Origin of the sequence: Bradyrhizobium sp. SZCCT0148, from assembly GCF_018129985.1 — a bacterium.
GTDB classification, from domain to species: Bacteria; Pseudomonadota; Alphaproteobacteria; order Rhizobiales; family Xanthobacteraceae; genus Bradyrhizobium; species Bradyrhizobium japonicum_H.
On the sequence record NZ_JAFCKT010000003.1, the window covers coordinates 56,745 to 78,153 of the forward strand.

Consider the following 21,409-nt stretch of genomic DNA (forward strand, 5'->3'; position numbering starts at 1 on the left):
GGATAGGGTGATATGACCACCTCCAATTCCAAATTCCGCAACACCAAGGAATCGCCGACCGAGCCGTTCAAGCGCTCGGTCGCCTCGTGTCTGAAGGCGATCGCGAAATCGCCCGAGCTCGATGTCAGCTTCGCCGCTGAGCGGCCGGGCCTTGCGCCGGGCAAGGCGCGGCTGCCTGAGCCCGCGCGAAAAATGACCAAGCGCGATGCCGCGATCGTGCGGGGACACGCCGATTCGATTGCGCTGAAGATCGCCTGTCACGACGCCAAGCTGCATCGCAAGCTGATGCCGGGCAATCCGCAGGCGCGCGGCGTGTTCGAGGCGGTGGAGCAGGCTCGCGTCGAGGCGATCGGCGCGCGCCGCATGGCGGGCGTTGCCAAGAACCTCACCGCGATGCTCGACGACCATTTCCATCGCGGCAAGTTCGACGAGATCACCGACCGCGCCGATGCGCCGCTGGCCGACGCGCTGGCGATGCTGGTGCGCGAGCGCCTGACCGGCCTGGCGCCGCCGACCGCCGCGAAGAAGATGGTCGATCTCTGGCGTCCCATTCTCGAAGACAAGATCGGCAAGCGGCTCGACCAGCTCGATACCCTCGTCGAAGACCAGACCCGGTTCGGCGATGCCGTTCACGATCTGCTGACGGCGCTCGACATCGGCGACGAGCGATCGGCCGACAGCGAAGACGATGACGAGAACGACGAGAACCAGGACGGCGACAACGATCAGTCCGGCGCGGAAGGCTCGCCCGATTCCGACGCCGCGCAGGAGATGAGCGCCGACCAGGCGCAGGCGAGCTCGGAAGAGATGAGCGAGAGCGCGATGGAAAGCGCGCAGGCCTCGACCTCCGACACCTTCGACGACGGCGAGCTCGGCGACGACGAGACGCCGGGCGAGGCGACGCGTCCGAACTCGAGCGGCAAGAACGAGCCGCGCGGGCCGGAATACCATGCCTTCGCGCCCAAGTTCGACGAGGTCATCGCCGCCGAAGACCTCTGCGACCACGACGAGCTGGAGCGGCTGCGCGCCTATCTCGACAAGCAGCTCGCGCATCTGCAGGGCATCGTCGCCCGCCTCGCCAACCGGCTGCAGCGCCGCCTGATGGCGCAGCAGAACCGCGCCTGGGAGTTCGACCTCGAAGAGGGCATCCTCGACCCCGCGCGGCTGTCGCGCGTGGTGATCGACCCCTACCAGCCGCTGTCCTTCATGCACGAGAAGGAAGCGACGTTCCGCGACACCGTGGTGACGCTGCTGCTCGACAATTCCGGCTCGATGCGCGGGCGCCCGATCACGGTCGCGGCGACCTGTGCCGACATTCTGGCCCGCACGCTGGAGCGTTGCGGCGTCAAGGTCGAGATCCTGGGATTCACCACGCGCGCCTGGAAGGGCGGGCAATCGCGTGAGGCGTGGCTTGCCGCCGGCAAGCCGGCCAATCCCGGCCGGCTCAACGATCTCCGCCACATCATCTACAAATCCGCCGACGCCCCCTGGCGCCGGGCGCGCAAGAATCTCGGCCTGATGATGCGCGAGGGGCTGCTCAAGGAGAACATCGACGGCGAGGCGCTGGACTGGGCGCACAAGCGGCTCCTGGGCCGGCCCGAGCAGCGCAAGATCCTGATGATGATCTCGGACGGTGCGCCGGTCGACGATTCCACGCTGTCGGTCAATCCCGGCAACTATCTCGAGCGGCATCTGCGCCACATCATCGAGGAGATCGAGACCCGCTCGCCGGTCGAGCTGATCGCGATCGGCATCGGCCATGACGTGACGCGCTACTATCGCCGCGCGGTGACGATCGTGGACGCCGAGGAGCTCGGCGGCGCCATCACCGAGAAGCTCGCCGAACTCTTCAGCGAGACCAACACCGCGCCGACGCAAGCACCCGGTCGCCCGCGGCGCAAATTGCATTCGTGAGCACGCATCGATCCCGCCGCAGCTTCATTGGCTTTACAGCGGCGGGATTTTCCACTCTCGCGGTCTCCCGTCTCGCGCTGGCCCAAGGCGCGAGCGAGCCGCCGCCGCGCGCGCTGCAGGTCGAGAACGCCGTCGTCGAGCCTGTCAGTGTCGAGGTCAACGCGCGCGCCATTCCCCATTTCGAGCCGCGTGACCGCACCCGTACGCGCTTCGGCTCGCTGGAGTATCGCAGCGGCCTGGTGCTGACCTCGCCCTATCGCGGCTTCGGCGGCTTGTCCGGCATCCGGCTCGATGCCAAGGGCGAAGGCTTTCTCGCGGTCTCCGACCAGGGCGGCTGGTTCACCGGCCGCATCCGCTATTCCGGCGGCAAGATGACCGGGCTCGACGACGTCGAGGCCGCGCCGCTGTTAGGGGCCGAAGGGCGGCCGATCACGGAAAAGCGGCTGTGGTGGGATTCGGAAGCGATCGCGCGCGACGGCGACGTCGTCTATGTCGGGCTCGAGCGCGTCAACCAGATCCTGCGCTATGATTTCTCCAAAGGCGGCACGCGCGCGCGCGGCGCAATGGTGCCGGTGCCTCCCGGGATTCGCAAGCTGCCCTCCAACAAGGGGCTGGAGGCGCTGGTCTTCGTGCCCAAGGGCAAGGACCGCAACATGCCGCTGGCGGGCACGCTGATCGCCTTCTCCGAGCGCGGGCTGGACGCCGACGGCAACCTCACGGCCTTCCTGATCGGCGGTCCCACGCCCGGCCAGTTCAGCGTGCGCCGCACCGAGAAATACGACATCAGCGATGCCGTGCTGCTGCCTTCCGGCGAGCTGCTGATCCTCGAGCGCAAATTCTCCTGGTTCACCGGCGTCAACATCCGCATCCGCTCGTTACAGCTGAAGTCGATCGCGCCGGGTGCGGTGGTCGACGGCCCCGCGCTGTTCGCCGCCGATCTCGGCCACGAGGTCGACAACATGGAAGGCATCGACGCCCACGTCACTAGCGAGGGCGAGACCGTGCTGACGCTGATCTCCGACGACAATTTCTCGATGCTGCAGCGGACCCTGCTGCTGCAGTTCACGCTGGCGGAATAGAAGTTCGCACCGGAACGATTCTTGCACCGGTCGCGGGGCTCGATCGGAGATTTCGATGTCCAGATTGCTTCGCGTGTTTTGCCTTTGCATCGGCTTCTGGGTCGCCGCTGCAGCACAGGTCCTTGCACAGGACTGGCCGGCGCGGCTGATCAAGGCGACTATTCCATTCGGTCCGGGAAGTGGTCCCGCGGCTGGTGTTCGAGCGTCTTTCCGCCGAGCTCGGTCAGCCGATCGTGATCGAAAACCGCGCCGGCGGCGGAGGTGTGGTCGGTTCGGCGGCGGTCGCGAAGTCCGATCCCGATGGTTACAGTCTGCTCGCCCAGTCGTCGGCGCTGACCGTCGCGCCCTTGATCTTCCCGAATGCGAGCTTCGACCCCAGCCGCGATCTAGCCTCGGTGTTCATGATTGGATCCGGTGCCAACGTGATGATCGTGCCGAAGGAGCGGCCCTGGAAGACCATCCAGGAGTTCATCGCCGAGGCCAGGGCAAAGCCCGGCTCGATCTCGTTCGGCTCGGTCGGCATCGGCAGCGCCGTGCACATATCGAGCGAGAAGTTCCGCTACGCCGCCGGCATCGAGGCCACGCATGTGCCGTATCGCGCCGGCCCCGAAGTGATCGCCGACATCCTCGGCGGCCGCATCGATCTGTATTTCTGTCCGCTGGCGACCGCGCTGCCGCTGATCCGCGAGGGCCAGGTCCGCGCGTTGGTGGTCTCGACACCGAAGCGCGTTGCCGAATTGCCCGATGTGCCCACGCCGACCGAGATCGGGTTGAAGGACGCCGATAGCGAAATCTGGTTCGGCGTGTTCGTGCCGGCGAAGACACCGCGCGAGATCGTCGACAAGCTGTCCGCGGCGGCCGAGAAAGTCCTGGCCACTCCGGCGATGCAGGCGAGCCTGGCAAAGCTCGGGCTCGAATCGAGGCCGATGAAGCCCGCCGAGATGGACGACCTCGTCAAGCGCGAGCTGGCGGCCAATCAGGAGCTGATCAAGGCCGCCGGCATCAAGCCGTAGCAGCGGCTTATGCACGCATCCCCCATCATCCCGGACAAGCGAAGCGCAAATCCGGGGCAACGATGACGATAAATGCAGGCCTTTCCGGTCCGCCATGTCCGTCGCGCAACTGGCATTCCGCGGGGCACCCGCTAAACTCGATGCAATTGCATCCCTCTCATCTCCGGAACCTCCCCGCATGAGCGTCCTGTTTTCCCCGATCAAGCTGCGCGGCCTGACGTTGAAGAACCGAATCGTGGTGTCGCCGATGTGCCAATATTCGGCGGACGACGGCGTCGCCACCGATTGGCACTTCACGCACATCAACAATCTCAGCCTGTCGGGCGCGGCGATGTTCTGCATCGAGGCGACCCATGTCGAGGCGATCGGCCGGATCACGCCGGGCTGCCTCGGGCTCTACAGCGATGCCGCCGAAGCCGCGCTGAAGCAGATCCTCACCTCGGTGCGCAAGCATTCCAGCACGGCGATCGCGATGCAGCTCGCGCATGCCGGCCGCAAGGCCAGTAGCGCGCGGCCCTGGGACGGTGGCCAGCTGATTCCGGTGGAGCAGGGCGGCTGGCAGACGGTGGCGCCGTCGGCGCTGCCGCACAAGGAGGGCGAGGCCGCGCCGCTGGCGCTGGACGCGAGCGGCCTCAAGCGCATTCGCGACGCCTTCGTCGACAGCGCCAAGCGCGCCGAGCGCATCGGCATCGACGCCATCGAGCTGCACGGCGCGCACGGCTATCTGCTGCATCAGTTCCTGTCGCCGATCTCCAACACGCGCACCGACGAATACGGCGGCTCGCTCGAGAACCGCATGCGCTTCCCGCTCGAGATCTACGACGCGGTGCGCGCGGTGTTTCCGCACGACAAGCCGGTGGGCATGCGGGTGTCGTCGACCGACTGGGTCGAGGGCGGCTGGGATCTGGCGCAGACCATCGCGTTCGCCAATGCGCTGAAGGCGCGCGGCGTCGACTGGATCGACGCCTCCTCCGGCGGCGTCTCGCCGCTGCAGAAGATCCCGCTCGGCCCCGGCTATCAGGTGCAGTTTGCGGAGGCCATCAAGCGCGAGACCGGATTGCCGACGATCGCCGTCGGGCTGATCACCGAGGGCCGGCAGGCCGAAGAGATCGTCGCATCCGGCAAGGCCGACATGGTCGCGCTCGCCCGCGGCATGCTCTACGACCCGCGCTGGGGCTGGCACGCCGCCGCCGAGGTCGGCGGCGAGGTCGAGGCGCCGCCGCAATACTGGCGCTCGCAGCCCTCGACGCAGAAGGCGCTGTTCGGCAAGACCACGTTCGGGGCGCGGTAGCCTCTCCAGCTCGCCGCACAACAACGGGGGGGAGGGTGCCGGCTCACCCTCCTCCGTAAATTCCCTCAGCTTCAACCTCCCGCAAAACTGGCCTAACCTTGCCTCCACCCAACTGCCTGCGGAGGTCCCGTCATGCGTTATCCTGTCCGCAAAACCGCTCACATCTTCGAGCGCGTGGGCCTTGCGATGGCAGGCGCCGCATGTGGCCTGTTCGTCGGCGCCCATGTCGGATCGTCGATCCCGCAACTCACCACGCAGGGCTTTCTGCTGCTGATGATGGTGCTCGGCGGTATCGGCTTCTATCTCGGCATCGACACGCCGCAGATGCCGTTCGACGATGCGCACAGCCACATCGATGCCGCGGAATTCCTCAGCGCCGCCGGCACGCTGTTCGCAACCCTGACCGCCTTCGTCTCCGTCTTCGTCATCGTGCTCCGAATCGATCCGCACATGGGCTGGACCTGGCTCGTCTTCATCGGCTGGATCGTCGGCGTCGTCATGCAGATCGTGGCCGGCGCGAAGGCGAGGATGCGGAAGTAGCTTTTTCCTTCTCTCCTTGTGGGAGAAGGTGGCGCGAAGCGCCGGATGAGGGGGCTGCCTCAGCGAGTCCGATCGTAGCAGATGAGGCTGCGGAGGCAGACCCCTCACCCGTCTCGCCGCTCAGAACACAACGCCCACCCGCGTGCCGCGCTTCCAGGCGATGCGGCAGCGCTTCCTGGTGTTGACGTGCAGCAGATCGAATCTGTCGGGGATCTTCACCTGGCCGCCGAGATCGACGCAGGCGCCGCCGGGCGAATAGTCGATCAGCGTGCACGTGATCACGGGCGCGCGCGGGTCGGTGATGATCTTGGCCTGGCGCGATACCAGCCCTGCAGGCTTCACGCGGGCGAATTTACGCGGATACATTGGCACTCTCCTCCAATTCCGCAGATGTAGCGGCGGATCCTGTGCAGGATGATGCGGACGAGTCGATGCGATCCGGCTAAAGCGGGCGGGAGAATTTTAATGAAAAGCTGCGGCGAAGGCGGAAAGCGAAGGTAGCGGGGTGCCACACTCCTGCCTCCAAGGGCTCGACCGAGTGGTGAAAGCCTTCACCCGCCGCGCTCTGCGAGCGCGTCGGCCTCTCCTGCAAGCGGGAGACCCGGAGCAGGCGGCACCGGCATCGGCACCGTCACATAGTGCTTCGGCAAATTCACCGGCCGGTAGTCCGGCTCCGCCGCGATCCGCTTCAAAACGCTCTCATGCACATGGGCGCCTTCGGGGATCAGGCGCGGCTCGCAATCGGGGATGTACAGGCCGAGAAACACCTTCCGCTCCGGCCACTCCCGGTACTTCGCGCTCTTCGGAAAGACCTCCAGCACCCGCCAGCCCGCTGTCATGGAATCGTGCAGCATGCCCGTCTTTCCGGTGTAGGCCGGCGCGACATACTGGAACGGCGAGTTCTTGCGCTGGACGCCCCAGGCGAGCTGCTTGATGGTCGCCGGGTTGAACTGCAGCCCCGCCTTCTCCGCCTCCGCGATCATCCAGATCAGCGGATATTTGGAGTCGCCGCTTTGCGCCTCCGGATAGCCGCCGCCGACGTCGCTGTGCACGCCGGCGAACCACACCTGCAGAATGTCCTGCGGCACCTTCTTCTCGTCGGGCACATAGCGGTTGCTCCAGAACTCCTGCGGCTCCTCATATTTGTTGAGGCGGAACATACGGCGCCGCTCGTCGATCGCGATCGCCTGCCGGAAGGTCCTGACGCTGGGATTGCGCCGCGTGAAGGCGAGCTCCTCCAGGCTGAACAGGAAGAACAGATTGTCGCGCCGCGGCACGATCACGCTCGCCACCGTGTCCCAGACGCCGATGAAATGGATGGTCGGCCAGCGCGTCGAGGTGATGCGGGCGAACTGGGCGGCGAGGTCGAACTGGTCCTTCGGCAGCGGCCCCTGGTCGTCGACATCGACATCCCTGAGGTCCGCGACGTCGTTACCGCGCCCGGTGCCGGAATATTGCTTGTAGGCGACGAGCCCCGAGCCTGCGAGGTTGGCCTGCTCCGGCCTGACCAGCCCGATCTTGTGGATCAGCCCCGCCAGCACGCGAACCGTGTAGGCGCCGCGCGAGAAGCCGAATAGATAGATCCTGTCGCCGGGCGCGTAATGCTCGACCAGGAAGCAATAGGCGCTGAGCACGTTGTCATCGAGCCCGTAGCCGGTGGCGAGCCCCAGCACCAGGTTGATGTTGGCCTTCAGGCGGTGCCACGTCGTCGGCTGCGTCACCGTGCCGACGCCGGGATCGTAGAACACCAGCTGCCGCGGCGACGTCTTGTCGGTCTTGCGCAGGCAGCGGTACAGCTTCAGGACGTTGGAGATGTTCTCCGAGATCTCGTTGCCGGTGCCGTCACAGCAGATGACGAGATGTTTCGGCTCGGATCTGGTCGCGGTGGTGTGGGCCTGCTCCACGGGATGCGCCTCCGGGTGATGCTACCGAGGCGAGCATAGCGGGAAAGCGCGACGGAGAGGAGACGCCGCTTCTGCCTTCGCGGCGCCAATCGACGCTTTGCGCGGCCGGGGCGCACGCCTCGTCCTTCGAGACGGCGCTGACGCGCCTCCTCAGGATGAGGCTGAATGGCATTGTCGCTAGTTGATGCAGTCGCCGCGCACGCCGCGCCTCATCCTGAGGGCCCGCCGAAGGCGGGCGTCTCGAAGGATGGCCGCAAGCGGGGTCGCGAGAACGACTGGTCCTGCTTTCGGCGCAGAATGGCGAAGGACGTGTCCTACTTCTTCTTCCCCGGCCCGAAATCCGGCTGCCAGGCGGCGTCCTTGCGGTTCGGCGCGGCGGCGATCACCTTGGCTTTTTCCTTCTTCGGCTTCTTGGTTTCGCGATTGCCCTTTTGCTGTCCCTTGGCCATGACGTCAGTCTCCTCTGTGGGGGTTCGAGTGTTCGAGTGCGACTCTTGGGGGTTCGACTCTTGGGAATTCGCGGTCGTCCGATGGCAGCACCCGCGCGAAGGCGGGCTCTCGGGCCTTGCAGGCCCTTGCGTCGAAGTTGGCCGCACGAGACGTTGTCGCGCCGGCCTGTTCGCCGGTCGCGCTCACGGAACAGGGCACCGGCCCTGGCGCATGTACTCCCGGCTCCCACCCGTTGCGAAACGGAAGCATGCGCTGATGCAGGCGAGCCTACGCCCGCACACCACCGATAGCGAGGCCTAAAACGCCGCGCGCGCCGGGCGCGATAAAGCTGGCTATTGCGGGCCAACCGGCGCATGCTCCGCGCAGCCACGTCGGTTGGGGCCTGACCAGCGCAAGGGAGGCTCGCATGACCACACGCTCGCGGCGCGAAACCATCACATTCAGGCATCCGGTCCACATTCGCGGCATCGCGCGCGAACTGCCGGCCGGCACCTATGAGGTCGTCACCGACGAGGAGATGATCGACGGGCTGTCGTTCGCATCCTGGCGCCGCATCGCCACCATGATCACCGTGCCGTCCGAAGGCGTGCGGGGCGCGACCGAGGTGCTGTCGATCGGCTCGGTCGACCTTGCCGATGCGCAGGCGGCCGACGCGCAATTCTCAGGAGACGAACCGCGCCCATGACTGACATCCCCGTGGACCTCGACAAGCATCGCGGCATGGCCGCCCAGAAGGCGACCGACCTGCGCCGCGCGCTGGCCGAGGTCGAGAACAATGTCAGGGAGCTGCGCGAGCGCGAGGCCGACCTCGAGAACCGCATGATGTCGGCGCCCGCCACCTCGTGGCCGGAGGCCGCGGTGAAGGCGCGCTATCTGCTCAACCTCTATGCCGCGAGCCTGCCCAACGAAGACACCCGACACCGCGCGCTGGTCGCCGCCCTGTTCGACGATTTCGCCAAACTCGGCGGCGACAGCTGACGCCGGCCGCTGGTTCACCTCTCCCGCTCCTGTCGCGCCGAAGCTTCAGGGCAGGCGGATGCGGGCGCGCACCCATCGTATGACAGGAGTCCCCCATGCCACTCACCGCCAGCCGTTTCATCGCCTACGATCAGGACCGCGGCATCGTCCAGTTCTCGCTGCAGGACGGCACCAGGGAGATCGCCTGCGCGATCTCGACCTCCGCGATGGACGACCTCGAACGCGGCCCGCGCGCCAGACCCAGCGAGCGCGAAGCCCAGTTCACCCGCCTGAGCGAGCGCATCGAAGCCTGCGTCGAGCGGAAGTATCAGGCGACGGAGTTCGAGGGGACCCCGCCGGGCATCGTGCTGCGGAGCATTGATTTTCGGGGGTAGGGGAAGAGGGGCGAATCTGGTCTGAAGCTCGTATCTATAAACCGATACCTCGGGCCACGCTCCCGTTGGCGGCGGGGCGCAGTTAGCGATCGAGTTTCGGCCCGGCGAACGTACAAATTTCTTGAGTATGTCGGCCATGGATCGTTCCGGCCTATTGCGCCAACAAGCAACCTTTGGTTTTCTTAGGTGTTAGGGGAAGCTGATGGCTGCAAAACTACCTGCCGATCAAGATCTTGGCGAGACTGATGACAACGAGGATTTCTCGTTCCCTCCGGCCGAACGTCGAGTAATTACACAACCGCTCGATCTGTCCGTCCAAACTCTACAAGAGCAATGGGGTTCTAAGCAGCTCGTACTACCCGATATTCAACGCGAATATGTATGGGATTCTGCGAAGGCGAGCCGGTTGATCGAATCTCTCCTTCTCAATATCCCAATTCCTGTTTTGTATTTTGCTGAAACGGAGGAAGCGAAATACGAAATATTTGATGGCCATCAGCGTGTCCGTTCGATCGTGAATTACTTGGGGGGCCTTTATCCGCTTTCCGGTCTGGCCGTACTTAGAGAATATCGAGGTCTCCGATATCTGGAATTGCCCGACCGCGAGCAGCGCTTTCTAAGGATGCGGACTCTCAGAACGATCTTGATTTCAATTGACTCCCATCCGAACATGAAGTTCGAAATATATGAGCGCTTAAATACCGGTTCCATTTCGCTCAACGCGCAAGAACTTCGTAACTCTATCTACCGTGGACCGTTTAACGACTTGTTGCACGAACTCGCTAACCTTTCTTCCTTTCGCGTGCTTATCGGAACGAAGATGCCGCGCAAGCGAATGGTTGATGAAGAAGCAATACTTCGCTTCTTTGCAATGAGAGAGAAGTTGGGGACTTATAAGACTCCGCTCAAAAAATTCTTGAATGAGTTTATGAGCACCGTGAGATCCGCCGATTCTCAGAAGATAGAAGCATATCGAGCAGCTTTCATTCGAGCCGTAGATACGGCTGCCGAGCTATTGGGTCAGTCAGCTTTTCGGGTGCTCGGCCCAAATGGCGAACCTGCCGAAACGGCGGTCAATCGTGCGCTACTCGAGTCTCAACTTCTGGCTTGTTCATGGGTTGCGGGCACTTCTTTGCCGAGCAAAAAAGCAGTGAAGAAAAATGTCGCTGCACTTTTCATGGATGAGACATTTACAGATGCTGTTCAGCGAGCGACGGGCGATCGTTCGAGAACTCTAAAGCGAGTAAGAGATACAGTCGCTGCGATACAGGATGCAGGAGCCAAAATGCAGGTTCCTCACAATCTCAGTCACTAGCCATGCCCTCTTCATCGCTTCAAGCATTGATCGCTGCACTAGACGAGGTCACTCATTTGGGTGCTGCTTCACACCCGACGCTTGCTCGCAATTCGCCCGAGTCGCTAAAGCTTGCTCGTGCAGTCGGCCGAGGACAGGCGGTGCTCCTTTCTTCTCACTTCGAGCGTTATATTTACTCGGTGAATGAAGAGCTTGTAACCTTGCTCAACACACTAAATCTGGCGGGGGATAAGATCCCGGATCGAATTCGGTTGCAACACTCAATTGTTCCCATCGATGAACTGGGACGAACAGGTTGGGAGAATCGTGCACCGAAGCTACTCGACTTCACAGCGAATGAGGCTTGGATTTGGAGTGCTCATTCTGGCGGTGCGATACTGCACGATCGCCTGCTTATGTGGATGAAGGCCCCTCATCCGAAAGACCTTGTCCGATTTTTCAAATTGTGGGGCTTAGACGACATCTTTAAACAGATCACGCGAAAGGAAAGTTCTCGAAAGACCTTGTGGCTTGGCGTGCAGGGGCTTGTTGACCTCCGGAACAACATTGCACACGGCGACTACACGGCGCAGGCAACACAAGCGGACATAAAGCGCTATATGCGGGGTATCCGAGATTTTTGCGAGCGGGCCGATCGTCACCTGTCAGTGAGTATTGCAAAACAGTTCAATGTGCCGCGGCCGTGGTGACATTTCCGAAGCTAAATGGAATCAGTTTTGATGCGCGCTTATCGTGCGGAGACGGCTCGACCCCTGTGAGCGATACTTGGTCGTACGACTAATCCCCCCAAACCCCTGCGCTCTTTGAATCAACGAAGGTATACTGCACCTTTGATCTATTTGATTTTTGATATTTCGCGAGTTTGCCATCAAGCGCAGCTAGTTCATTGAGGTCGTATATGCAAAAATATAAATGGCTTATTTTTGAAGCGAAGAGCGCGTTATAGATATGAGCATCGTTATCGTCTGCGGCCGAACCGTACACGAAGAAGCAGCCCCTGCTTTCCTTCAGGCGTTCGAAGCAAAGCTTTAGATAGGGTATCGAAGCGATCCGTGCCTGCTTTGATTCCGTGGATCCTTCGGCAACGTATATGGGGAAGCGATTATTATTCTCGATTGTTTGTGCGATGGCTTCGAGCCCGCCGTCTGCTCCTGCCAGCCGTTTCTCTGTCTCTCCATCTTTCCGGAGAAACAAATGAAGCCCACCGTGAATATTATACACGTTGCATCGGTTGTCCTCGACGAACGGGCCACGGAAACCATTTTCTTCTTGGGCGAGATAAAAACCGTCGCCGAATTGCCGGGACTTAATCATCACCCAATAGAGAAGAAGATCGTAGTTGGTCGTGAATACGCGGATGAATGGATTTAGAAACTCTAAGCAATTCGGGATCACACCCTTGATCTTATCCAAATGGGTAGGATGGGCAGCCTGAATCGCTGTAATCAGCGCCTTTCGTACCACTTCGGCGTCGGCTAACAGTTTGTCCGCCTCAACTTCCCGGCCGTATGCACGCTCTACGATTGCTGCATCCTCCAATGCTCTCACTACGCGTTCGAAATTTGGAGTATCGAGGCGGTCAAACAGAATGCGACACGGAGCGTCTGCTGCAAGCCCCGACTTATCGAGCAGGGTTCTATAACCACAGTATGCGGCTGAAAATCCGTTACCCAACAATATCGAGCAAGATTCGTTGCCGATCTTTTTTAAAGCTGCATCGAAGCGGAGTATCTCGGGCATGCGCTGCACATCCAGTGGTTGTGTTGAGTTTATTTACAGATCTGCGATTTCGGTGTCGACCCTCTGTTGAATTGCTAATCGAATAAACAAAAACGGCCGGATCTTCCGATCCGGCCGCAACGCAAACTCTTACTCGGCTAAGCCTACGCCACGCGACGCAACCTAGCCCCCGCCCAATTCTGAAATCTCAGCTGGCCTTCTTGGCCGGTGCGGCCGTCGGGCCGACCTTCTTCTGGATGGCGCGCTTCAGGTCGAGGGCGCGCGGCGACAGGACGTCGGCCTTGGCCTTGAGCAGGTAGGCGTCGAGGCCGCCGTTGTGGTCGACGCTCTTCACCGCGTTGGTGGAGACGCGCAGGCGCACGTTGCGCTCCAGGGCTTCGCTGATGAAGGTCACGTTGACCAGGTTCGGCAGGAAGCGGCGCTTGGTCTTGATGTTGGAGTGGCTGACCTTGTGGCCGACGAGGGGGCCCTTGGCCGTCAGTTCGCAGCGGCGAGACATGGCATCAATCCTTATCCTGAAACCCCCAACGATGTGCGGCCGCCATTCTGGGCGCCACGGGGGCGAATTCTTTTGTCCTTGCAGGGAGCGGGCGGACGTATAGGGGGGAAGGGGCGGGACGTCAAGGTTTTGGGCGGGGATTCGTGCTTCCGCAGCATGCCTCACCCCCTCGTGTCATGCCCGCGCAGGCGGGTGATCCAGCACGCCGCGGCGGCGCGGCCGGCCAGAGGCCCGCGGCGCACCGGATGCCCTGGTCAAGCCGGGGCATGACAGCGGAGGGGGTGTAAGCAAGTGGGCGCTGCTGCCCGCCCGATCACCAAAACGGCAGTGTTTGTCGCGCTTTACCATCACATAAAGGGCGTATTCGCCGCCGAAGAGTTCGGTGGAGTTCCCGGATCGACACGTTCCGACACATTGTCCGCCGCGGTTTTTGGCTTAAGTAACGACCGTCGCGCCCCGATTGGATTGCTTCGTGCTGATATCGCCCCATGTTGCGCCCAGATCGCGCTCCGCCCGCCCGCGCCTTGCCGGCTGGCTGGCGGTGGTTTGCGGCCTGACGCTGGCGTGGGGCGCCGGGCCGGCGGCGGCGCAGGGCAAGCTCGAGGCGCAATATGAGGCCTCGCTGGCCGGCATTCCCGTCGGCAAGGGCGCCTGGAACATCGATATCCAGGACGACGTGTTCGCGGCCGCGGCCTCCGGCGGCACCTCGGGGCTGCTGAAATCGTTCACGGGCGGGTCCGGCACCGGCGCCAGCCAGGGGCGCGTCGTCAACGGCGCGCTGGTGGCGACCGGCTACCAGGCCTCCACCACCACCCAGAAGAAGACCGAAGAGATCCGCATCACGCTCGACAAGGGCAACGTGAAGGATTTTGCCATCCTGCCGGAGCCGCCGGTCGATCCGGATCGGATCGTCGTCACCGACGCGCACCGCCGCGGCGTCTGGGACCCCATGACGGCCTCGCTGTTGCGGGTATCAGGCACCGGCGACCCGGTCTCGCCGGAGGCCTGCCACAGCTCGGCCCCGGTGTTCGACGGCCGCATGCGCTACGAGCTCAAGCTCGATTTCAAGCGCATGGAGACCGTCAAGGCCGAGAAGGGCTACAAGGGCCCGGTGGTGGTCTGCGCGATCTATTTCGTGCCAGTCGCGGGCTACATCCCCGACCGTCCCGTGATCAAATACCTCGCCGCCCAGCGCAACATGGAAATCGCGTTCGCCCCCATCGCCGGCACGCGCATCCTGGTCCCGTTCTGGCTGAAAGTGCCGACGCCGCTCGGGCCGGCCATGCTGGAAGCCACCAGCTTCATCACCACCGCCCAGCCGCCGCGCGTGGCGAAGACGCAGTAGGCCGCAGCGAAGCGCTTCCTTTGTAGCCATCCTTCGAGACGCCCGCCGTTGGCGGGCCCTCAGGATGAGGACCGGGTGCGCGGTAAGCAGCTTCAACGGAGACCGTGCCGGTTCGCCTCATCCTGAGGAGACCGCGAAGCGGTCGTCTCGAAGGACGAGGCGTGCGCTCAACTCGTGAAAAGCCATGGGCGATTGCCGTGCCTGTCGGGATGGAAAAAGAAGTAAGCAATTTCAATGACATCCCTACTGTGCATGGGGTTGTTTTCGCAAAAATGGGATAGCGAAGCCGTCATCGCCGGGCTCGACCCGGCCATCCATCCCTCGAAAACACGCTCTTTGTTGCGATGGATCCGCGGGGCAAGCCCGCGCATGACGGGGCCGGGAATCCATTTGACTCCTCCCCGATTCTGATTCGACTCCGCGCCGTCCCCAACTTAACGCTTTCAGCCATCGAAACGTCACTTGTACGGCGGCCCAAAACTCCATCTAGTCGCAGCCAACAGGACTCCCGCGACATGTTGCGTGAACGGAACATGACTCCGGAGGGAGTCAGCGATTCGGCCGCGATTCGTTCTAGAGTCGTTCCGAAGCTTAAGGCCAACGGGAAAAGCGTCGCAAAGTGAGACAGTTGCGCGGGATCTGGGGAGGGCGTTCCTACATTCGGCGCGCCCCTCACCCTGAGGAGGCCGCGCAAGCGGCCGTCTCGAAGGGCGAGGGGCCTGGCGACGGCACCGGCAACCGGGGCCTTCATCCTTCGAGACGCGCTGACGCGCTCCTCAGGATGAGGAGCAGGGACGCGCACCAGACAGCACTGACATTCGCCCGATCAGGCATTACCTAATCCCCCAGATGCCCTTTTCCTCCTCCCCCTTCGCCTCCGAGCGCGCGCTGTCCGATCGCGTGCCCGGCGCCGGCGTCACCGCGGTGCTCGGGCCGACCAATACCGGCAAGACCCATCTCGCCATCGAACGGATGCTGGCGCATCCTTCGGGCATGATCGGCCTGCCGCTGCGCCTGCTCGCGCGCGAGGTCTACAACAAGATCGCGGCAAGGGTCGGCAGCGACGCGGTCGCGCTCGTCACCGGCGAGGAGAAGATCAAGCCGAAGAGCCCGCGCTATTGGGTGTCGACCGTCGAGGCGATGCCGCGCGACCTCGACGTCTCCTTCCTCGCCGTCGACGAAGTCCAGATCGCCAGCGATCTCGAACGCGGCCATGTCTTCACCGACCGCATCCTCAACCGCCGCGGCCGCGACGAGACGCTGCTGCTCGGCGCTGCCACCATGCGCCCGATCATCGAGCGGCTGCTGCCCGGCGTCTCCATGATCACGCGTCCCAGGCTGTCGCAGCTGGAATTCGCCGGCGACCGCAAGATCACGCGCCAGCCGCGCCGCACCGCCATCGTCGCGTTCTCGGCCGACGAGGTCTACGCCATTGCCGAGCTGATCCGCCGCCAGCATGGCGGCGCCGCCGTGGTGCTGGGCTCGCTCTCGCCCCGCACGCGCAATGCGCAGGTGGCGATGTTCCAGAACGGCGACGTCGATTATCTCGTCGCCACCGACGCCGTCGGCATGGGCCTCAATCTCGACGTCGACCACGTCGCCTTCGCCTCCGACCGCAAATACGACGGCTACCAGTTCCGCCGGCTGACGCCGTCCGAATTCGCGCAGATCGCAGGCCGCGCGGGCCGCGCCACGCGCAACGGCACCTTCGGCACCACCGGCCGCTGCGGGCCGTTCGAGCCCGAGCTCGTCAACGCGCTGCAGAACCACACCTTCGATTCCGTGAAGATGCTGCAATGGCGCAATGCGAGGCTGGATTTCGCCTCGCTCGGCGCGCTCCAGGTGTCGCTGAACCTCGGCCCCGGCCACGAGGCGCTGACGCGCGCGCCCGTTGCCGAGGACATGCGCGTGCTCGAGCACGCCGCCCGCGACGCCGAGGTGCGCGACGTCGCGCATGGCAAGGACGCCGTGGAGCGGCTGTGGGAGGCCTGCCAGGTCCCGGATTATCGCAAGCTGTCGCCGGCCGCCCATGCCGAGCTGGTCACCACGCTGTACGGCTTCCTGATGCGGAAGGGCTGCATCCCCGATGCCTGGTTCGCGGCGCAGATCACCCAGGCCGACCGCATCGACGGCGACATCGACACGCTGTCGGCCCGAATCGCGCAGATCCGCACCTGGACCTTCGTCGCCAACCGTCCGGACTGGCTGAAAGACCCCGAACGCTGGCAGGGAATCGCCCGCGAGGTCGAAAATAAATTATCGGATGCGCTCCATGAACGCTTGACTGAGCGTTTCGTTGATCGCCGGACCAGTGTATTGATGCGCCGCCTGCGGGAGAACACGAGCTTGAATACTGAAATCGGCAAGACCGGCGAAGTCATCGTCGAAGGCCATGTCATCGGCCGTCTCGATGGCTTCACCTTTGCACCGGATGCGGCGGAAGCCGGCTCCGATGCGAAAGCCTTGCAGGCTGCAGCGCAGGCGGTGCTCGCCGGCGAGATCAACGCGCGCGCCGAAAAGCTCGGCAACGCGCCGGACGATCAGTTCGTGCTGACCTCGGAAGGCATCATCCGCTGGACCGGCGACGCGGTGGCGCGACTGTCCGCCGCAGAGGACGCGCTGCATCCGCGCATCCGCATCATCTCCGACGAGCGCCTGACCGGCGCCCCCCGCGACAAGGTGCAGGCCCGGCTCGAGCTCTGGCTCAAGACCCATATCGAGAAGCTGCTCGGGCCGATGTTCGAGCTGTCCAAGGCCGAGGACGTCACCGGCATCGCCCGCGGCATCGCCTATCAGCTCGTCGAGGCCCTCGGCGTGCTCGAGCGTCCCAAGATTGCCAACGAGCTGAAGGATCTCGACCAGCCCTCGCGCGCAGTGCTGCGCAAATACGGCGTCCGTTTCGGCGCCTATCACATCTACTTCCCCGGCCTGCTCAAGCCCGCCGGGCGTGCGCTGGCCGCGCTGCTGTGGGCGTTGAAGCAGGACAATGTCGATCTGTCCTCGCTGTCCGGCGCGCAGCATCTGGCGTCCTCGGGGCGCACCTCGTTCCCGGTCGACAAGGCGCTGCCGCGCGATGCCTATCGCGTGCTCGGCTACAAGCAGGCCGGCGAGCGCGCCGTACGCGTCGACATCCTGGAGCGCCTGGCCGATCTGATCCGCCCGGCGCTGGCCTGGCGCGAGAACGCTTCCGGCGAAAAGCCGGCCGGCGCCTTCGACGGCCGCAGTTTCGTGGTGACGCAGGCGATGACCTCGCTCACGGGATCCGCCGGCGAAGATTTCGCCTCGGTGCTGCGCGCCCTCGGCTATCGCATGGAGAAGCGTCCGCCGCTGCCGGCAAAGCCCGCCGTGGCCGAGACGGTCGCAGCCGAGACGCCGCCGGCTGAAGGCAGCGCGGAAACCTCGAACGAGACTGCAGTCGAGGCCGTTGCCGGCCTGCCGGCGGAGGCTTCCACCGAAGCTGCCGCCGAGCCGGTCACCGTCGAAGACGCGCCCGGCATGGAGCCGCAGGACGAGCCGGCCCAGCAGGCCGAGCCTGCGCTGGAAGGCTCTCCCGAGGCCCCTGTCACGCCCGAAGACGCGCCCGGCATTGCGCCGCCGGCGGAAGACGCTGCTGCGCCGACCGAGTCCGCCGGCCTCGAAGCCGCTCCGGCCGAGACGGCAGCAGCCGAGGCTGCCGCGGCACCCGACGCTGCCGCGCCCGAAGCTGCGGCGACGCCCGCCGAGCCCGAACTGATCGAGGTCTGGCGTCCCGGCGGCCGTCACGAGGACCGCAAGCCGCGCCACGAGCGCCATCGCCACCAGCGTCACCAGAACCAGCGTCCGCAGGCCGGCGCCGAAGCCGGCGCTGCGCCCGGTGCGGCGAACGCTGCGCCCGGCGAAGCCGCCGACGGCGCCAAGCCGGGCCATCGCCATGGCGGCCATCGCAGCAGGGACGGCGGCAGAGACTTCCGCAAGCCGCGCGAAGGTGGCGAAGGCGCGCCGCGTCCCGAGGGGCGCGACGACAAGAACCGCCGCTTCGAGGGCAAGGATCGCGACAACAACAAGGGACGCGATCGCGACAAGGGCAAATTCGGCGGAGATCGCGACAAGGGCCGTGACAACCGCGGCCGTGATCGCGACAAGGGCCGCGACCGCCAGGGCGGTCCGTCGCTGCGTCCCTACGCCTCGAGCGCGAACCCGCGCGAGCGCGACCGTCCCGCCGATCCGAACTCGCCCTTCGCGAAACTCGCCGCGCTGAAGGAGCAGCTTTCCGGGCGCAAGGAGTAGTGCCACGACCGAGCGGCAGCGCCTCGACAAATGGCTGTGGCACGCGCGGGTGGTGAAGGCGCGTACCTCGGCGGCCGAACTCGTCGGATCCGGTCATGTCCGCGTCAACGGCGAGCGAGAGAAGGCGCCGGGCCATGCGGTCAAGCTCGGCGACGTCATCACCGTCGCACTCGATCGCACCGTGCGCGTCCTGAAGGTGACGGGCTTCAGCGAACGCCGCGGCGATGCCGCCGCGGCGCGCGTGCTCTATGAAGAGCTCGGGATGCGCAATTAATTGCGCATTGCATTCATTTCTTGGTCGATCAAACGCGCAAAGCCGTCATGATCGGGCCTTCCCGACCTTGCGGCGCCCGGCCATCCGCGCTACGCAAGCCGCGACTTTTAAAAGAGCTTTTCGGAGCGTTGGATGACTTACGTCGTCACTGAAAACTGCATCAAGTGCAAGTACACCGATTGCGTCGAGGTCTGCCCGGTCGACTGTTTCTATGAGGGCGACAACATGCTCGTCATCCACCCGGACGAGTGCATCGATTGTGGCGTGTGCGAGCCCGAATGCCCCGCCGACGCGATCAAGCCGGACACCGAACCGGGCCTCGAAAAGTGGCTGGAAGTGAACACCCAGTACGCCAAGAGCTGGCCGAACATCACCCAGAAGAAAGAATCACCTGCCGACGCGAAGGAATTCGACGGCATGGAAGGCAAGTTCGAGAAATATTTTTCTCCAACTCCCGGCTCCGGCGACTAAATCGGGCCCAAACTTAACCCTAATAGCGTCGCTGCCGCCGAAAACCAGCCCTGACTACCCCTAAATCATTGATTTTTGCGGGAAATGTGCTATATTGGGCACATTGAGCCGAACCCTGTCAGCCCCGTTGGCCCCGCCGGGTTCCCGTGAAACCAAATGTCGAACAGGGGCGTGGCAGTTTCCGCGCGCAGGCTGTGTCACAGAAAACGCGTAAAAAGAGTACTTCAGCGAGGGCTTCCCATAAGGAGGCCAAAAAAGTCGCCGCGGCCAGCCGTAGCGCATCCAAGGGTCGGACCGCTGCCAAGGCGCCGCCGGCTGCAAAGTCCTCGAAGAACAAAAGAAGCGCAATGCCTAACAAGACTGCCAAACCGGCCGCGAAAGCGACCGTTGCAAAGCCTGCTGCCAAGCCTGTCGCTGCCAAGGCTCCTGCTGCCAAGCCCGCCGCGTCGAAGGCTCCCGTTGCTGCTCCTGCCAAGGCGCCCGTCGCTGCCGCCAAGCCGGCTGTGAAGCCGGCGGCCGCTGCGCCGAAGGTCGAAGAAAAGAAGGTCGTGACCCAGCGCCAGGGCTTCAAGGCCAATGAATTCGTCGTCTATCCCGCTCACGGCGTCGGCCAGATCCTGGCCATCGAGGAGCAGGAGATCGCCGGCGCGAAGCTCGAGCTGTTCGTCATCAACTTCATCAAGGACAAGATGACGCTGCGCGTGCCGACCGCCAAGGTCGCCAATGTCGGCATGCGCAAGCTGTCCGAGCCCGCGCTGGTGAAGAAGGCGCTGGAGACGCTCAAGGGCCGCGCCCGCGTCAAGCGCACCATGTGGTCGCGCCGCGCCCAGGAATACGAAGCCAAGATCAATTCCGGCGACATCGTCGCGATCGCGGAAGTCGTGCGCGATCTCTTCCGCTCGGAATCGCAGCCGGAGCAGTCCTACAGCGAACGCCAGCTCTATGAAGCGGCGCTCGATCGTCTGTCCCGCGAGATCGCGGTGGTGCAGCACTCGACCGAGACCGAAGCGGTCAAGGAGATCGAGGGCCAGCTCGCCAAGAGCCCGCGCCGCGGTGCCAAGTCCGAAACCGCCGAAGGCGAGACGGATGCCGAGGGCGATACCGACGACACCGATGGCGATGACACCACCGTTGCCGACGAGGCCGCGTAAGCGCTTTCGTCGCGTCGAGCGCAAGAAATCAAAAGCCCGGCCGGTCGGCCGGGCTTTTTTGTGCGTGCTCTCGGTCGTGACCCAACTGAACCTGGAGCGGGTCCGCAGGCACTGATGGAGAGCGGTGCGCAAAGCGGCTCCTGCACAACATGGACAAACTGATCTCCCGCCTCCTTCCAGTGTGCTTTCTGCTGTGTTGCATGTCGTGTCATGCGGCATCAGCCGAACGCATCGTGTTCAAATATGAAAACACCGCCGATCTGCGTGGCTTGGTCAATGTACTGACAGCCTTCCGCGCCGCCTGCCTCTCCGAACCTCTGGCACCGGCTCTGCCAGCCGAGCTATTGCCGAACGGCTATCAGATCGTCAGTGGTCCCGTTTACATGTGGGGCAAGGAGGACGGATCGCTCCCGAACAATGTCGTTCTGTCCAAGACTGGCAACGAGGAGAGCGATACTGCCGGGGGCTACCCCATCATCAAGTTCATTCTTCCGACCGCGCGAGTTCCGGAGGGCGCGTGCGAAGTCAGCTGGGCGCGGCGTTGGGTCCAGGATTATCCGAGTGGCGCCGGTCGCTTGAGCCACGACATGGCCGCATCCCTCGTGGCGCGCGTATCGTATCATTTGGGCGCCGCGCTGCTCTCGCCGCCCGACGCGATCTCCGCTGACGCCACAAGCTACTCCGACCTGACGACCTGGCGGACAGAATGCAGGGCAACCAAGCTGTGTCGCTTCGATGTCCTTGCGCGGATCGATCAGGAAGGTATCGAAGTCACCGTGACATGGCGGGACGAGGTACAGTAAGG

20 protein-coding genes and 1 pseudogene are annotated in these 21,409 nt (G+C 63.9%); 16 read left to right on the forward strand and 5 right to left on the reverse strand.

What is annotated here, in order from left to right; translation table 11 throughout:
* Window positions 1-12 precede the first annotated feature (12 nt).
* The 5 genes from cobT (at window position 13) to JQ580_RS12110 (ending at window position 5,837) form a co-directional block, all read left to right on the forward strand.
* The gene (cobT, locus tag JQ580_RS12090) at window positions 13-1,914 is read left to right on the forward strand and encodes a cobaltochelatase subunit CobT (protein ID WP_212280289.1); all 1,902 of its coding nucleotides are present in this window, start codon (window positions 13-15) and stop codon (window positions 1,912-1,914) included.
* Window positions 1,911-2,993, forward strand: a complete 1,083-nt coding sequence (locus JQ580_RS12095) for an esterase-like activity of phytase family protein (protein ID WP_212280290.1) — start codon at window positions 1,911-1,913, stop codon at window positions 2,991-2,993. The genes cobT and JQ580_RS12095 overlap by 4 nt, the downstream gene beginning before the upstream one ends.
* Window positions 2,994-3,187: 194 nt before the next feature.
* Window positions 3,188-4,006 (forward strand): Bug family tripartite tricarboxylate transporter substrate binding protein, encoded by an 819-nt coding sequence (locus JQ580_RS12100; protein WP_311982451.1) that lies wholly within the window; start codon window positions 3,188-3,190, stop codon window positions 4,004-4,006.
* Window positions 4,007-4,184: 178 nt separating this feature from the next.
* Complete coding sequence (locus JQ580_RS12105) at window positions 4,185-5,297, forward strand: NADH:flavin oxidoreductase/NADH oxidase (protein ID WP_212280291.1); 1,113 nt, start codon at window positions 4,185-4,187, stop codon at window positions 5,295-5,297.
* Between the two features lie 132 nt (window positions 5,298-5,429).
* Entirely contained in the window at window positions 5,430-5,837 is a 408-nt protein-coding gene (locus JQ580_RS12110) for a hypothetical protein (RefSeq protein WP_212280292.1), read from the forward strand.
* A gap of 120 nt (window positions 5,838-5,957) precedes the next feature.
* Here JQ580_RS12110 and JQ580_RS12115 read toward each other — a convergent pair whose 3' ends face one another.
* From JQ580_RS12115 to JQ580_RS34090, 3 genes are all read right to left on the reverse strand, one after another.
* Window positions 5,958-6,203 (reverse strand): PilZ domain-containing protein, encoded by a 246-nt coding sequence (locus JQ580_RS12115; RefSeq protein ID WP_212280293.1) that lies wholly within the window; start codon window positions 6,201-6,203, stop codon window positions 5,958-5,960.
* Window positions 6,204-6,388: 185 nt separating this feature from the next.
* Window positions 6,389-7,741, reverse strand: a complete 1,353-nt coding sequence (locus tag JQ580_RS12120; RefSeq protein WP_212280294.1) for a DUF2235 domain-containing protein — start codon at window positions 7,739-7,741, stop codon at window positions 6,389-6,391.
* A gap of 314 nt (window positions 7,742-8,055) precedes the next feature.
* A complete protein-coding gene (locus tag JQ580_RS34090) occupies window positions 8,056-8,190 on the reverse strand; it encodes a hypothetical protein (RefSeq protein WP_256471549.1) in 135 nt (44 codons plus the stop codon).
* A gap of 407 nt (window positions 8,191-8,597) precedes the next feature.
* On the opposite strand from JQ580_RS34090, the gene JQ580_RS12125 reads away from it, so the two are divergent.
* The 5 genes from JQ580_RS12125 (at window position 8,598) to JQ580_RS12145 (ending at window position 11,547) form a co-directional block, all read left to right on the forward strand.
* Complete coding sequence (locus tag JQ580_RS12125) at window positions 8,598-8,876, forward strand: hypothetical protein (protein ID WP_212280295.1); 279 nt, start codon at window positions 8,598-8,600, stop codon at window positions 8,874-8,876.
* Window positions 8,873-9,169: a hypothetical protein gene (locus tag JQ580_RS12130; protein WP_212280296.1), complete on the forward strand. Its 297-nt coding sequence runs from the start codon at window positions 8,873-8,875 to the stop codon at window positions 9,167-9,169. Before JQ580_RS12125 ends, JQ580_RS12130 begins: the two co-directional genes overlap by 4 nt.
* Window positions 9,170-9,264: 95 nt before the next feature.
* The gene (locus JQ580_RS12135) at window positions 9,265-9,543 is read left to right on the forward strand and encodes a DUF1488 family protein (protein ID WP_211379716.1); all 279 of its coding nucleotides are present in this window, start codon (window positions 9,265-9,267) and stop codon (window positions 9,541-9,543) included.
* Window positions 9,544-9,745: 202 nt separating this feature from the next.
* The gene (locus tag JQ580_RS12140; RefSeq protein WP_212280297.1) at window positions 9,746-10,858 is read left to right on the forward strand and encodes a DUF262 domain-containing protein; all 1,113 of its coding nucleotides are present in this window, start codon (window positions 9,746-9,748) and stop codon (window positions 10,856-10,858) included.
* 2 nt (window positions 10,859-10,860) lie between these two features.
* Window positions 10,861-11,547, forward strand: a complete 687-nt coding sequence (locus JQ580_RS12145; RefSeq protein WP_212280298.1) for a HEPN domain-containing protein — start codon at window positions 10,861-10,863, stop codon at window positions 11,545-11,547.
* 88 nt (window positions 11,548-11,635) lie between these two features.
* On the opposite strand, the gene JQ580_RS12150 is transcribed toward JQ580_RS12145, so the two are convergent.
* Both JQ580_RS12150 and rpmB read right to left on the reverse strand, forming a co-directional pair.
* Complete coding sequence (locus JQ580_RS12150; protein WP_212280299.1) at window positions 11,636-12,598, reverse strand: DUF4917 family protein; 963 nt, start codon at window positions 12,596-12,598, stop codon at window positions 11,636-11,638.
* Between the two features lie 187 nt (window positions 12,599-12,785).
* The gene (rpmB, locus tag JQ580_RS12155; RefSeq protein ID WP_106949527.1) at window positions 12,786-13,097 is read right to left on the reverse strand and encodes a 50S ribosomal protein L28; all 312 of its coding nucleotides are present in this window, start codon (window positions 13,095-13,097) and stop codon (window positions 12,786-12,788) included.
* Between the two features lie 535 nt (window positions 13,098-13,632).
* On the opposite strand from rpmB, the gene JQ580_RS12160 reads away from it, so the two are divergent.
* The 6 genes and pseudogenes from JQ580_RS12160 (at window position 13,633) to JQ580_RS12185 (ending at window position 21,407) form a co-directional block, all read left to right on the forward strand.
* The gene (locus JQ580_RS12160) at window positions 13,633-14,442 is read left to right on the forward strand and encodes a DUF3108 domain-containing protein (protein WP_212280796.1); all 810 of its coding nucleotides are present in this window, start codon (window positions 13,633-13,635) and stop codon (window positions 14,440-14,442) included.
* Between the two features lie 849 nt (window positions 14,443-15,291).
* Window positions 15,292-18,708, forward strand: a complete 3,417-nt coding sequence (locus tag JQ580_RS12165; RefSeq protein WP_212280300.1) for a helicase-related protein — start codon at window positions 15,292-15,294, stop codon at window positions 18,706-18,708.
* Between the two features lie 10 nt (window positions 18,709-18,718).
* A pseudogene (locus JQ580_RS12170) lies at window positions 18,719-18,982 on the forward strand (RNA-binding S4 domain-containing protein); the annotation flags it as partial.
* Window positions 18,983-19,114: 132 nt separating this feature from the next.
* Window positions 19,115-19,453 carry a ferredoxin FdxA gene (fdxA, locus tag JQ580_RS12175; RefSeq protein WP_212280301.1) on the forward strand — a complete coding sequence of 113 codons (339 nt, stop codon included), beginning with the start codon at window positions 19,115-19,117 and terminating at the stop codon, window positions 19,451-19,453.
* A 347-nt stretch (window positions 19,454-19,800) separates the two neighbouring features.
* Window positions 19,801-20,604 carry a CarD family transcriptional regulator gene (locus JQ580_RS12180; RefSeq protein WP_212280302.1) on the forward strand — a complete coding sequence of 268 codons (804 nt, stop codon included), beginning with the start codon at window positions 19,801-19,803 and terminating at the stop codon, window positions 20,602-20,604.
* Window positions 20,605-20,753: 149 nt separating this feature from the next.
* Window positions 20,754-21,407 (forward strand): hypothetical protein, encoded by a 654-nt coding sequence (locus JQ580_RS12185; protein WP_212280303.1) that lies wholly within the window; start codon window positions 20,754-20,756, stop codon window positions 21,405-21,407.
* Window positions 21,408-21,409 lie beyond the last annotated feature (2 nt).

Coding starts and splice junctions, on each gene's coding strand:
- cobT (WP_212280289.1), top strand. CDS start 13: ATGACCACCTCCAATTCCAAATTCCGCAACACCAAGGAATCGCCGACC.
- rpmB (WP_106949527.1), bottom strand. CDS start 13,097: ATGTCTCGCCGCTGCGAACTGACGGCCAAGGGCCCCCTCGTCGGCCAC.
- JQ580_RS12185 (WP_212280303.1), top strand. CDS start 20,754: ATGGACAAACTGATCTCCCGCCTCCTTCCAGTGTGCTTTCTGCTGTGT.
- JQ580_RS12145 (WP_212280298.1), top strand. CDS start 10,861: ATGCCCTCTTCATCGCTTCAAGCATTGATCGCTGCACTAGACGAGGTC.
- JQ580_RS12130 (WP_212280296.1), top strand. CDS start 8,873: ATGACTGACATCCCCGTGGACCTCGACAAGCATCGCGGCATGGCCGCC.
- JQ580_RS12105 (WP_212280291.1), top strand. CDS start 4,185: ATGAGCGTCCTGTTTTCCCCGATCAAGCTGCGCGGCCTGACGTTGAAG.
- JQ580_RS12125 (WP_212280295.1), top strand. CDS start 8,598: ATGACCACACGCTCGCGGCGCGAAACCATCACATTCAGGCATCCGGTC.
- JQ580_RS12150 (WP_212280299.1), bottom strand. CDS start 12,598: ATGCCCGAGATACTCCGCTTCGATGCAGCTTTAAAAAAGATCGGCAAC.
- JQ580_RS12165 (WP_212280300.1), top strand. CDS start 15,292: ATGCCCTTTTCCTCCTCCCCCTTCGCCTCCGAGCGCGCGCTGTCCGAT.
- fdxA (WP_212280301.1), top strand. CDS start 19,115: ATGACTTACGTCGTCACTGAAAACTGCATCAAGTGCAAGTACACCGAT.
- JQ580_RS12115 (WP_212280293.1), bottom strand. CDS start 6,203: ATGTATCCGCGTAAATTCGCCCGCGTGAAGCCTGCAGGGCTGGTATCG.
- JQ580_RS12110 (WP_212280292.1), top strand. CDS start 5,430: ATGCGTTATCCTGTCCGCAAAACCGCTCACATCTTCGAGCGCGTGGGC.
- JQ580_RS12180 (WP_212280302.1), top strand. CDS start 19,801: ATGCCTAACAAGACTGCCAAACCGGCCGCGAAAGCGACCGTTGCAAAG.
- JQ580_RS34090 (WP_256471549.1), bottom strand. CDS start 8,190: ATGGCCAAGGGACAGCAAAAGGGCAATCGCGAAACCAAGAAGCCGAAG.
- JQ580_RS12135 (WP_211379716.1), top strand. CDS start 9,265: ATGCCACTCACCGCCAGCCGTTTCATCGCCTACGATCAGGACCGCGGC.
- JQ580_RS12140 (WP_212280297.1), top strand. CDS start 9,746: ATGGCTGCAAAACTACCTGCCGATCAAGATCTTGGCGAGACTGATGAC.